This is a genomic window from Alicyclobacillus fastidiosus (genome assembly GCF_026651875.1).
GTDB lineage: Bacteria > Bacillota > Bacilli > Alicyclobacillales > Alicyclobacillaceae > Alicyclobacillus > Alicyclobacillus fastidiosus.
On the sequence record NZ_CP104067.1, the window covers coordinates 653,278 to 665,593 of the forward strand.

Here is a 12,316-nt window from a genome sequence, read left to right on the forward strand (position 1 = left end):
GTCTATCATATAAGATGAATCAAACCAACTTTGTTTATACAAAATCACTAGCGTTGCATAAAGGAATTTATGGTTTGTCAAGTGCTTCGAGTTGTCAGAATGTATAGATGAAATGTTTGGAAGTTTCATGATTTAGACAACACCAACATGAAAAAATCTCCTTAGAATGAGAAGTACAGGTAGTCCTGTCCAACTCTCTCTAAGGAGACCCACCATGGACAAGGATACCACGAAATCGGCGTTCCGGGAGTATGTTACCCCGCTGAATGTCAGTACCATATTGCAGGAATTAAACCGTCTCAAGATGGAGCGGTACGTTAAGAAGCTCGGTGTCATCTCATTCATCCGGCTCGTCGTCTTCGCCCAGGTCAATCAAATCCCGTCACTGAAGGACATCAGTTTGGAGTTGGAAGCCAATGAATCCCTCCAGAAAGAACTGGCGCTAGACTCTATTAGTGCTTCCCAGTTGTCCAGGAAGTTGCGAGAAACGCCGTCATACTTTCTGGATTTCGTGTTCCGTGAATGTGTCGAGCAAATCACTCGCCAGGTCGGTGCAAAACGAGCGAACGAGAAAATGCGACGGATTAATCTGGTGGACTCATCGACCATTTCAATGTGTGTTTCACAGTATCCTTGGGCAGAGTTTCGCAGTACTAAAGCTGGTGTGAAACTGCACCTGCGTCTGGTATTTCTAGACGATCAAGTTGCGCCAGATAAGGCGATCCTCACGCCCGCCAAACCTGCGGACAAGACACAGATGGATGCGTTAGTGGTCGTAGAACCGAATGCGTTGAACGTCTTTGACCGTGGCTATGTGGATTACCGTAAGTTCGATACGTACTGTGCAAACGGAACGAAGTTTGTCACTCGGCTCAAAGATAATGCGGTCATTCACGAAGTCATTGAAGAGCGACAGGTACCGTCCGATTCACCGGTTACGAGAGAAGCATTGGTACGCTTGGGGAGTTATCCAAATTACGTGATGGAGCACACCCTGCGGTTGCTTGAAACCACGGACAATGAAGGCAAGCGCGTCGTGATACTGACGAATGACATGACGATGGATGCAGAGCAAATCTGTGACGTGTACCGAAAGCGTTGGCAAATAGAGTTGTTCTTTAAATGGGTCAAGCAGCACCTGGTACTCAAGCGCCTATACGGTCATAGTGAAAATGGCGTGTATAACCAACTGCTCATTGCACTGATTACGTACTGCCTGTTGATTCTCTTGCAAGCGAAGGTGTCCCACAGCGGCAAGCTACTTGAGGTTTACAAATGTCTACGTCTCTATTGGGACCGAGCCTTTTCTGAGTTTGTGAAGGCGTTGTACAAGAAACCAGGTCGAACATCCAAGGGACGACGACGATGCAAGGTGGAAGACATCTTTGAGCAAACGGTGCAGCAGTACATAGAGCGTGAAACGGAGCATCTTGAGACCGTTATCTACGACCTAATCTAACATTCCTGATTATGGATATTCGGACTACCTGACATAGGGGTATTGACCTTTTAGACCATAAGCCACGGAAACAAAAAATCCGAGTATTCAGTCCGTAACTTTGAACGGCAATTCACCCTCTCTTGACAGGCTCAGAGAAGTTTTATGCAACGTTAGTGATACAAAATAGAAAAGATCACGGGCTATACACGGTCTAGAATCGGACTGTCGGGTATGAACCTGCGTTAGGGGAATGTACGCTTGGATAGAGACGAATCAAAACGTGGAAAACATATGCCAGACAATTTGCCGTTTGCAGACGATAGGATCATGCCACCACCTCCGAAGTCAAGTGGATTGCAAGGTGCCTTTCATATCAAATCCGCCCGGTACCCTTGGCAAAAAGCCACGAGCGCGTCACTAAGTATGGGCCTGTCGCTCCTGGTGGGGTGGATACTCGGTCATATGGAGTGGGGATTGCTCACCACCATGGGGGCATTCACGGCACTGTACGTTCACAACGAGCCGTATTTCCAGCGAGCGTTGAAACTGGCGCTGGTGGCTGCCGGCCTTGCCGCCTCATTTGGCATCGGGACCCTCAGTGCCGGCTCCGTTTGGTCTATGGCACTGGCGCTTGGAGTGGTCAGCGCGGTAGCTACTTTTTTATGCGGAGCGTGGAAGGTACCTTCACCCTCTGCATACTTTTTCATTTTGGTCTGTGCGGTCGGCACAGGATTACCTATAGATCCTACATCAGCACCGCTGCGTGCAGGGTTGGCCTTGCTGGGAGGCGGTATTGCCTGGTTTATTTCCATGTCTGGATGGCTCGTGAATGCACACGGGCCAGAGACATCCGCGGTTGCGAACGCATACCGGGCTTTAGGCGTCTTCCTCTCTACCATTGGCAATCCGGAAAATGACGCTGCCCGGCACAACGCCACTCTTGCTCTGCGTTCCGCCGAGGACGCCGTCATGGCCGGGGAACTCCGCTGGCGGTCTACGGAGGATGCACATCGCTTGTTTCTCCTTATCCAAAAAGCGAATGCTTTGTTTTTGGCGGGCATTGCATTTTCAGTGGAGAAGGTGCCCATCAGTCCGGCACTGGCTGCGACGGTGAGAGCATTGGCAGATACAGTTTCAAACCCAGACAGGGCTGCATTCTTGACGGTTCCGCATCCCACGGTGTCTACGCAGCCTCGGGAGAGACTCTTCTCTGTACTCTCAGAGGCGGTGGACATAGCAAGAACTACAACTACTCCATTAGGCGGCGATATACATATTGTCAGACCAAGCGTGCTCACCGTAGTGAACAGTACGTTTTCTAGACATTCTGTGGTATTGCCTGCGACACTTCGCATTGGCATTGCAGTTGTGGTTGCTACGTTGATTGCCGCTGGGTTGGGGAATCAACATCCATATTGGGTGCCTCTGACAGTGGCCTGTGTACTGCAGGGAGCTACCGTTCCTGCAACTGTACAGAGAACAGTGCAACGCGCCATTGGCACTTCTTTGGGGGTTCTCCTTGGAGGTGGAATACTGGCCGTGCAACCTAGGTTGGGTATGATGGTTGTGATAGCTATGGTCCTACAATTGGTAGTTGAACTGATCATTGTGCGAAATTACGCGATTGCTGTCGTATTCATTACGCCCATACCTCTGGTGCTCGCCGAAATGGGGCAGAGAGGCATGTCACCGGAGGCTATAGTTCAAGCCAGGCTCTTTGACACTTTGCTTGGATGCACACTTGGACTTGCGGCCGCACTGTCCGTAAGGCATCCGTCGTCGTCTGTTCGTGTTTGAACGGTGCTGAGCGAATTCGCCATGAAGGACCAAAGATTACTAGCTCAAGTTTCGCACCCTTAGGCAGCCAACCTCTCCTTGATGGAACTGGGTAAATGGCTGATAAACTGCTCCATAATCATATCGATCACGGTATCAGTTGGCACATCAGCAGCTTGCTTAATGGATCTCAGTAACTGTCAAACAGCAGGTACTTGGCAGTAATGCCCATGCCTTGTGCTTGGGTCAGCAACTCGAACAGAGCGTCCGTTGCTTTTGCATACTCTCTTTCCGACGCTTATAACCGCAGGTGCGCTTGTCAATGGAGCCCTCAATACTACATAGGCGATTGCGCTCCTTTTCAGAGCTGAGCACGCGGTGAATGGTTCACAAACATGCATTTGCGGTTATATAACTACTTGTTCATAATAAATCTGAAGGGAGGGAGCAATCGTGCTTGATACCTACACGGTGGTTGCTGAGCCTTCCCGGCGTCGCATCTTAGATCGGCTACTTCAGTCCGACTCCAGTGTCACTGAACTGGCAAACGCTCTCGGCCTGTCACAGCCTTTGGTATCGAAACACCTTCGGGCGCTTCGTGAGAGTGGTCTAGTGCAGGTACAGGTCGATGCCCAGCGTCGCGTCTATTCGTTGGATGCCGGTCCACTTGCGGAGATCGATGAGTGGTTGAGTGCTTACCGAGCGAAGTGGAACCAACACGTTGACGCTCTGGAGGCGCACCTCGACGAGAGAAAAAACGCACGGGAGGGAAACACCAAGTGAAGTCACACATATTAAGGAATGCCAGGCTTACTCGAGGTGACGGTGATTGGGTCCTAGTGCTCGAGCGAACGCTCGATCATCCGCTTGAGGACGTCTTTGCCGCACTGACCGAGGCCGAACAAGTTCCCAGTTGGGCACCATTCACGACCGACAGAGACCTAACCGCGACCGGGGTGGTAGGCCTGTCACACATCGATATGCCTGAGGCCGAGGAACGGCAGGGGGAAGTCCTGCAAGTGAACGCACCGCGCTTGCTCGTGCTCAGGTGGGGTGACGATATCCTTCGATGGGAACTGAGCGGCGATGGAGAACGGACAGTGTTGGTTCTTCGACATCGCTTCGCGGATCGAAAGGAAGCGCCCTCCTACGCAGCGGGATGGCACCTTTGTCTCGATGGCCTCGCTGGGGCACTGACCGGAGAGAAGATGCCATCGATGGTCGGCCATAACGCGATGAAGCACGGTTGGCGGGAATTGTACGAACAGTATGCAGAGGCGTTCCAGGATACGTCCGCAGTCCTGAAGGACACAGCCAACGAGACCAGGGAGGGGTGATTGATGAACAACCTCACGAAAATAAATATACGCAGGCCTGCGACTGAGGTATTTCAGGCTTTCGTCGATCCGTCCAAAATCGGTGATTTTTGGTTTTCGTCGAGTTCTGAGCGCTGGGAGCAGGGCAAGACGATCACATTGAGGTATGACGAATACGACGCACAAGTTCCCATTAAAGTACTAGAAATCAAAGAAAACCAGGAAATTGTCTTCCAGTGGGGGACAGAGGGGGAAGGACATGTTGTGACCATCGCCCTGAAAGAATTGGATGACTCGAACACACTCGTGGAAGTGAACGAAGCAGGCTTTCATGAAAACGATGATGACCTAATCACGAATTTGGTGGATAACAAAGAAGGCTGGGTTTACATGTTAACCTGTTTGAAGGCTTATTTGGAATTCGGCGTGAATCAATTGAGAGCGGCATTGGTGAAGGGCTGAATTAGTACAGCGCACAGGGTTTAAACGAATGGGAGAGGACAGCAAAATACGGCCGCCTCAGATTGTAGCTGTCTGAGGCGGCCGTTCGAATGCTACCCTCGAGCACTACCGTTTGAAACGAATGGGATATTCCTTGACTCCGAATACAAAGGTACTTTGGATAGGCACGAGCGGTGTGCCTTCGTCAAACGTCAGGGTACCCAGCCGCTCTAATATCTTCGGTAGCGCAATTTGTGCTTCGAGGCGAGCGAGTGGAGCTCCCAAGCAGAAGTGAATACCGAGGCCAAAGCCTAAGTGGCGGTTGGGTGTGCGGTCAGGGACGAACCGGTCTGCATCGGGAAATTGCGCTTCATCGCGATTGGCGGCGGCCACCCAGGATACCACCTGAGATCCAGCCGCTATCCGCTGCCCTCTAATCTCCGTGTCCTCCGATGCGATCCGGCCGATGGCGACAATTGGCGGGTAGTAACGAAGTACCTCCTCAATCGCAGTATTTGTAAGCGTCGGCGTATTGCGCCAGCGCTCCTGCACAGCCATGTCTTCAGTCAAATATCGAACCGCATTCGCGATCAGATTCGTGGTGGTTTCATTCCCTGCCACGAGCAGCAGCAGACAGAAGCCCAAGAGCTCCTGTTCCGTTAGTTTCTGGCCGTCAATTTGAGCCTGCAGCAGGGCGGAGATCAGATCGTCTTGCGGATTTGCGCGGCGCTGTTTGAGGATGTCTCGGAAGTAGTCGTTGAGTGTCGTGCGAGCAATTCCCCGTTCGGCAACCACTTGTGCGAACGCCTCGTCCGTGTTGTTTTCCGGCGCCTTCACCAAGATGTCGGACCATTTTTTGAACAACGCCCTGTCTTCGCTAGGAACGCCAAGCAATTCGGCGATGACGATGACCGGTAGGGGATAGGCGAGATCGTGAACCACATTCATCTCGGTGCCATCCGCAACCTGGTCTAGCAAATCATCCACGATATTCGCGATGCGCGGTGCCAGATCTTCAATGGATTTGGGTGTGAAGGCCTTGTTCACCAGTGCGCGCATTTGTGTGTGCTTGGGCTGGTCCATGACTAGCATGCTGTCCCCGCGAACATCCATTCCGCGGCGGGAGGAAAAGACGCGGTGATTGAGCAACACATTGCGTGCGTCCTCGTAGGAAAAAACATCCCAACACGCCCTATCCTCGTCATAGCGAATCGGGGATGTCCTCCGCAAATCATCAAGTATCGGAAAAGGGTTCAGTTGAAGTGTTGGGGAGGCCAATTCTTTCATCGGGATGATAGTGGCGTAGCGCTGTGTGGTCCGTCCGTTCATTCTCGCTGTTCCTTCCTTCTCGTTGATGTTGGGTCGGTTTACTCTCCTAAAAGAGGCGACCGGTGTCGAGGGACAAAGCGCCACACGACCGATCTCGACTTGTATTATACAACTAACAAGCGTGTATCATACAAGTAAATTTTCCGACGTGGACTGTGTCCGGATGAGGACCAACGCTCGCGTCCATCAGCTCACAGGAGCATCACGAAAGGGAACCAGTCGTCCTTTCGGGTTCGTCTGGGGGGGCTTGCGACTCGAACGACGAGACGGTTGGCGGGGTCGCGCCGGATAAATCGGTCAGGCTGTACACGTGCGAGATGCGAGGCATCAGCCGTGGGATGCGGGGGGAGCCAATGCGCCACGGTTGAAGGGAGTGTATCGGCATACAGACCTTGGGCTCGATGGCTTCGAGAATATTCACCAAGTCACGCCGTGTGGCGTGTCCACTTGAGCCCATGGCGACAAATTCGAGACCGAAATGGTCGAGCCAGCGCAACATGTTCGCCCAAGCTGGATCATACGGACCGAGAGGCGTGCCATCGGAATGCAGATACCGCCCGCCGTCGGCCGGCTGGATGTCGATGAGGTAGTGCAGTCTGCTGTAGGGGAGCTGTGCCGCATAGACGTGTTCCAGTCCGCAAACGTCCGATGGGCGGATCTGCTTGACGCCTGTATCGCGCAACCACCGCGACAGAGCCTCTGGCAACCGCGCGTCTTCTTCCGCCCACACGGCGAAGTCGCTCACCCCTTCGAAGTGGTGGTACATGTAGGCGGTGACAGCGTCGAGTACAAGTTCGCGATTCGCCGCCTTGGCGGCACAACGAAATGCATGAAGTCGTTCTGGATGGCGCTCATAGACATTGAAGTACACACCCGCGTTCGCCCGAACCGTTTGCTCCAGCACACCGCGCGTGACATCGTGCTCCGAAACGTTCTCGCTCGGATCCCCGAGGTCGCCGGAACGCGTTCCCTCGATGAACAGAACATCTGGATGAAATTCCCTGGCGAAGGTGATGAAGCGCTCCGTCTCATCGCGGTGGAGGCCATGCAGCCGCAGGTCGCCCGTGTAGACCAGGCGAGCGTCTGGCGTTTTGATGAAGATGGCGCTTGCGCCTGGGGTGCCGTGATCGACTGGAACGAATTGCAGGTGAAACGGTCCGAAATGGACCCATGTCTCGGGCTCGACGGGACGGTACGACAACGGTGAACGCGGGCCATCCGCGACAGCATCCAACACCTGCAAGATGCGATGGGTTCCTGTGGATGTAAAGACCGGCAAGTCGGTTCGGACGTAGGGGAGGAGTCCGGTGTGATCCAAATGGCAGTGGCTGATGGCGATGGCGGTGTGCATCGAAGACACGCGATCATCCCCCTGGAAGATGCCTGCGATGTCTGGAGCTAGCCCTACGGCCATGAGGTCCATCGCCGACCTCGGCTGAAGCCGTTCGTCAAAACTCGGCACGTCGCCACGAAACGCGCGCCCCATATCAAAAATCAGTCGGTGTGAACCATACTCCATACTGATGATGTTGCCACCGATGGTATTTGTGCCTGCATAGAATTTCCACGTCGTACACTGCATCGCCGTACCCTCCAGACATGTGACGGTAGATGTGCCCGACGAGTACGTAAATCTGTCGAGCACGTCAGAATACCACAAAAGTGAATGATTTGAACTCTGTTTTAATAATATTTTGTAAATTTAGATTTAGCAAAACTTAACTTGCCGCTTCCAATTGGGCTGTCCTACGATAGCGGTGCCAATAGCCGAGCCGGCCGCTAGAGAGGGGAGGTATGTCAAATGAGTAGGCGCGTTCGCCGCAATCTGGTCGCGTATCTGATGTTGCTCCCAACACTGGTATTGCTTGGCGTGTTCACGGTCTATCCCATCATCAACTCGTTCATGATCAGTTTTTACAATTGGGACATGATGAGCCCGATCAAACGGTTCGTCGGGTTGCAAAACTATCAACACATTCTCGTCGACCCACTGTTCCGTCGAGCATTTGCCAACACAATTCTGTACGTGGTGTGCTTCGTGCCAAGTGTACTCTTGTTGGGACTGCTCGCAGCCGTCTTGCTGAATGCCAAGATTCGATTTCGCGCCGCGTTTCGCACGACCCTATTTCTGCCCTACATCACATCGCTCGCCGCCACGGGCATCGTGTGGTCGCGGATTTTTAATGGGCAGTACGGTTTGCTCAATTATCTGCTGAGCTCTTTGGGACTCCATGGGGTCGACTGGTTGAACGATGCCCGATACACCATGTTCAATCTCGTGTTGTTTGGCGTTCGGCAGAACGTCGGATACGTCGCGGTCGTTTTCCTAGCGGGCCTACAAAACATCAGCCGTGAGTACTATGAATCGGCCAACGTCGACGGTGCTTCGGCCTGGCGGAGATTTCGGTACATCACATGGCCCTTATTGTCGCCAACAAGCTACTTCTTGCTGCTTTTGACGACGATTGAAGCGTTCAAAGTATTTCTACAAGTCTACGTGCTATATGGCGAAAGTCCTGGCCCCAACGACAGCGGCCTTACGCTCCTCTACTATATGTTCAACGAGGGGTTTAGCGACTACAAGATGGGCTACGCGTGTGCAGCGGCCTATGTGTTATTCCTCATTATCTTCATCTTCACACTATTGCAGATGTCCCTGTCGCGAAGAGTGAACTACTCGGCATAACCATGGACAGCTCACTAGCCGAAGGGACGAGGGGGGAGGGGAAGAAGTGAGAAAAGCTTGCATTTATCTATGTCTCGTCGTACTCGTCCTGTTCGTCATCGGCCCATTCGTCTGGATGCTTTCCAGTTCTGTCAAGCCAGAGGGTGAAGTGCTGACGAAAGTACCCCATCTGTTTCCATCCCATTTCGATTTTCGCAACTACCTTGATGCGTGGAGGTCAGCGCCGTTTGGCCAGTACTTCTTCAACAGCTTCCTCGTCTCTGCACTCGAAACTGGCTTCGATTTGACTTTCGGTGCGATGGCAGCATACGTGTTTGCGCGGATGGAGTTTGTCGGGAAGCGCGTCATCTTTCTAACCTTGCTAGCGACGATGATGGTTCCTGGTGAGGTTCTACTGATTCCAAACTACATTACCTTGACGCAGCTGAACTGGATCAACACCTATCAGGGACTCATTGTCCCATGGATGGTGAGCGTGTTCACCATCTTCCTCATGCGCCAATTCTTCCTGACGTTGCCACAAGAGATTTTTGACGCCGCGGACCTGGATGGAAGTGGTCCGATGAGGACGTTGTTCGGCATGGTGATGCCACTGTCCAAACCAGTTTGGATCACGGCGGCCATCATCAAGTTTGTCGGCAGTTGGAACGCCTTTCTGTGGGTTCTCATCGTCGCAAACTCGCCATCGTACTACACGCTCCCGGTCGGGTTGGTGAACTTTTCTTCCAATGTAGGAACGGTCTACAACCAGCTGATGGCCGCGGCCACATTCAGCGTCATTCCGCTCGTCGTCGTGTTCTTGATCGGGCAGCGCTATTTTATTGAGGGCGTGGCACGAGCGGGTATCAAATAGATTTGCAAACGCTGCACCAAACCACCACTCAACGGGGGAGATCAGGTTTGAAGAACAAACACTGGCTAAATCTTTCAGCTGTCCTCGTGCTCGGGACAACGTTAACAGTCGGCTGTGGCACAGGAACGGGCAACGCGCCGGGGCAAGCGGCATCGCAGAAGAGCGGATCGGCTCAGGGTGGCACAGCCACGGCTCCAGTGACCATCACGTTTTATGAGTCGATGAGTGCCACACAGGGCAAGGAGCTGCAGAAGCTGACCGACGCGTTTCACCAGCAAAACCCAAACATCAATGTGCAGCTGGTGTTCACTGGTTCGTACACGACACAGCAGCAGAAGTTGACCGCCGCCATCGCCGCCAAGAAACCGCCGACGATGGCGCAAGTGGAAGACACTTGGGAGACGGAGTACTATGACAACGGCCTGCTCGATCCCGTTCAAAACCTGATTCCCAAGTCCACAATCGACGATTTGATGCCAATTTGGAAGCAGGATAACTCCTATGACGGGAAATTGGTCTCCGTACCTTTTAACAAATCCGACTATATTCTCATGTACAACGCGGATGACTTCAAGAAAGCAGGGATCTCCGCACCGCCAAAGACGTGGAACGAGCTGGAGCAGGACGCCATTAAGCTAACGCAAAAAGCGGGGGTTCCGGGTCTTGGCATGCAGGCTGATTACTATACGTTTGAAATGCTCATGGAGCAGGCGGGCGGAGATCTGCTGACGAGTGACGGCAAACAAGCAGCGTTCAACAGTCAAGCTGGAAAGGACGCGCTCAATTTCATGAATCAGCTTGCCAACAAGGACAAGGCGGCGAAAGTCATCAGTGGCAACGCCTACCTCTCGGACGGCTTGAACACCAACGAATACGCCATGGATTTAGACACGGTCGCGTCCTTGTCGTTTATCACCAACGCGAACATCCACTTGAAGACTGCGCCGCTGCCACAAGGCGTGAAAGCAGCCGTGCCGACAGCGGGGACCAACCTCGTGGTGTTCAACGGAGCGACGGACGCACAAAAGCAGGCTGCAGGAAAGTACATCGACTTTCTGATTTCGGATAAGAACACGATTGAATGGGCGGAAGCTACCGGATACTTACCTGTACGACAAAGTGCGTTGACAGATCCGTCGTGGACATCGTTCATTCAACAGCATCCGAACGACGCGACAGGTCCTAGCGAACTGAGCCACGCCTACTTTTCTCCTCGCATCGGCACCTTGAGTTCCGCCATCACCGAAGAGACCACACAGGTTGGCAATTTCATCTCTGGTACGCAGGATGTCGCGACGACGCTCGGGAATATGGCGAACGACGTAAACCAGGCTTTGGCGGGGCAGTGAGCAGAAGATCTGCAAAAGACTTTCGCAGCCACCCGCGAGTGGATGGCTTCGCCTGAATACACAATTGATCTCAACCAAAGTAATGCTCGGACCGTTCCTAATAGTGAAACATCTCGCTTCTATCCCCTGGCTCACAAGACTACGCTGGATAGGACAGAGATTCCGTTCGCTCTCGTCGGTTTGGTTGCGAGAGGCGCGTGATGGAGTCGGGAGGGAATCGCGATGGGACTTGATTTTTCGCTATTGCATCAGCAGTATATCGACGGCGAGTGGCGCGACGGCCAAAGTGGCCGAGCGTATCGGGATGAGAATCCGTATGACGGTTCTACGGTGGCCTTGTTTCAAACGGCCTCCAAGGACGACGTCGACCTAGCCTACCTGGCGGCACAGCGAGCTCAAGCTGTTGCACACCAAGGGCAAATTTGCATGTGTACAAACCGAGTCATTGTACACCGCAGCGTGTATGAGCAGTTTGTAGACAAATTGGTGACCAAAGTCTCGTCGCTAAAGTGCGGCAGTCCGCACGAGCACGATACGGTCATCGGTCCTTTGATCAACCATCGACAAGTAGAGCTATTGCTCCAGACGGTGGATGAGAGCGTTGCACAGGGAGCTGTCATCGCCTATCGAGGGGCGGTTGAAGGAAACGTCGTCGGACCGATTGTACTCACCGACGTAGCGCCGTCCATGGCGTGCGCCAGGAAGGAGATGTTTGGCCCAGCGATTGCCGTCATCCCGGTCGAGTCCGAAGATGAAGCCGTTCGCGTCGCAAACGACAGTGATTTTGGCCTCAGCGGCGCCGTACATACCCGAAGCCTAGAGCGCGGTGTGGAAATCGCCAAGCGGATTGAGTCTGGTATGGTGCACGTCAACGATGGCACGGTCAACGATGAACCACTCGTCGCTTTCGGCGGTGAGAAGGCTTCTGGTGTCGGCCGCTACAATGGGGATTGGGCCCTTGACGAATTTACGACGTTCAAATGGATTTCCATTCAGCACGAAAAGCGCGACTACCCGTTCTAACTGGATTTGCACTGTCGGAGAGGGTGAAATTACCTCGTCTAGCCCACCGGGTGTGCATCTTTGTTGATACTGCGCATTCCTTCACTGTCACCAATCCGTTCA

At 53.1% G+C, this 12,316-nt stretch carries 11 protein-coding genes; 9 read left to right on the plus strand and 2 right to left on the minus strand.

Annotated elements, in window-relative coordinates:
- The first annotated feature begins 214 nt into the window (after window positions 1–214).
- The 5 genes from NZD89_RS03340 (at window position 215) to NZD89_RS03360 (ending at window position 4,995) form a co-directional block, all read left to right on the plus strand.
- Window positions 215–1,459: an IS4 family transposase gene (locus tag NZD89_RS03340; protein WP_268003651.1), complete on the plus strand. Its 1,245-nt coding sequence runs from the start codon at window positions 215–217 to the stop codon at window positions 1,457–1,459.
- Between the two features lie 240 nt (window positions 1,460–1,699).
- A complete protein-coding gene (locus NZD89_RS03345) occupies window positions 1,700–3,238 on the plus strand; it encodes an FUSC family protein (RefSeq protein WP_268006408.1) in 1,539 nt (512 codons plus the stop codon).
- A 432-nt stretch (window positions 3,239–3,670) separates the two neighbouring features.
- Complete coding sequence (locus tag NZD89_RS03350; protein WP_268006409.1) at window positions 3,671–4,000, plus strand: ArsR/SmtB family transcription factor; 330 nt, start codon at window positions 3,671–3,673, stop codon at window positions 3,998–4,000.
- The gene (locus tag NZD89_RS03355; protein ID WP_268006410.1) at window positions 3,997–4,554 is read left to right on the plus strand and encodes an SRPBCC family protein; all 558 of its coding nucleotides are present in this window, start codon (window positions 3,997–3,999) and stop codon (window positions 4,552–4,554) included. The genes NZD89_RS03350 and NZD89_RS03355 overlap by 4 nt, the downstream gene beginning before the upstream one ends.
- Before the next feature lie 3 nt (window positions 4,555–4,557).
- Window positions 4,558–4,995, plus strand: coding sequence for an SRPBCC family protein (locus tag NZD89_RS03360; protein ID WP_268006411.1), 438 nt, complete (start codon window positions 4,558–4,560; stop codon window positions 4,993–4,995).
- Between the two features lie 105 nt (window positions 4,996–5,100).
- Here the strand turns inward: NZD89_RS03360 and NZD89_RS03365 are convergent, their stop codons facing one another.
- On the minus strand, window positions 5,101–6,303 hold the full coding sequence (locus tag NZD89_RS03365; protein WP_268006412.1) for a cytochrome P450: 1,203 nt from the start codon (window positions 6,301–6,303) through the stop codon (window positions 5,101–5,103).
- 202 nt (window positions 6,304–6,505) lie between these two features.
- The gene (locus NZD89_RS03370) at window positions 6,506–7,885 is read right to left on the minus strand and encodes an MBL fold metallo-hydrolase (RefSeq protein ID WP_268006413.1); all 1,380 of its coding nucleotides are present in this window, start codon (window positions 7,883–7,885) and stop codon (window positions 6,506–6,508) included.
- Window positions 7,886–8,104: 219 nt separating this feature from the next.
- On the opposite strand from NZD89_RS03370, the gene NZD89_RS03375 reads away from it, so the two are divergent.
- From NZD89_RS03375 to NZD89_RS03390, 4 genes are all read left to right on the plus strand, one after another.
- Window positions 8,105–8,989 carry a carbohydrate ABC transporter permease gene (locus NZD89_RS03375; RefSeq protein WP_268006414.1) on the plus strand — a complete coding sequence of 295 codons (885 nt, stop codon included), beginning with the start codon at window positions 8,105–8,107 and terminating at the stop codon, window positions 8,987–8,989.
- Between the two features lie 46 nt (window positions 8,990–9,035).
- Window positions 9,036–9,842 (plus strand): carbohydrate ABC transporter permease, encoded by an 807-nt coding sequence (locus NZD89_RS03380; protein ID WP_268006415.1) that lies wholly within the window; start codon window positions 9,036–9,038, stop codon window positions 9,840–9,842.
- A gap of 47 nt (window positions 9,843–9,889) precedes the next feature.
- A complete protein-coding gene (locus NZD89_RS03385) occupies window positions 9,890–11,191 on the plus strand; it encodes an ABC transporter substrate-binding protein (RefSeq protein ID WP_268006416.1) in 1,302 nt (433 codons plus the stop codon).
- Between the two features lie 222 nt (window positions 11,192–11,413).
- Window positions 11,414–12,214, plus strand: a complete 801-nt coding sequence (locus tag NZD89_RS03390; protein WP_268006417.1) for an aldehyde dehydrogenase family protein — start codon at window positions 11,414–11,416, stop codon at window positions 12,212–12,214.
- Window positions 12,215–12,316 lie beyond the last annotated feature (102 nt).

Coding starts and splice junctions, on each gene's coding strand:
- NZD89_RS03340 (WP_268003651.1), top strand. CDS start 215: ATGGACAAGGATACCACGAAATCGGCGTTCCGGGAGTATGTTACCCCG.
- NZD89_RS03360 (WP_268006411.1), top strand. CDS start 4,558: ATGAACAACCTCACGAAAATAAATATACGCAGGCCTGCGACTGAGGTA.
- NZD89_RS03365 (WP_268006412.1), bottom strand. CDS start 6,303: ATGAACGGACGGACCACACAGCGCTACGCCACTATCATCCCGATGAAA.
- NZD89_RS03370 (WP_268006413.1), bottom strand. CDS start 7,885: ATGCAGTGTACGACGTGGAAATTCTATGCAGGCACAAATACCATCGGT.
- NZD89_RS03375 (WP_268006414.1), top strand. CDS start 8,105: ATGAGTAGGCGCGTTCGCCGCAATCTGGTCGCGTATCTGATGTTGCTC.
- NZD89_RS03390 (WP_268006417.1), top strand. CDS start 11,414: ATGGGACTTGATTTTTCGCTATTGCATCAGCAGTATATCGACGGCGAG.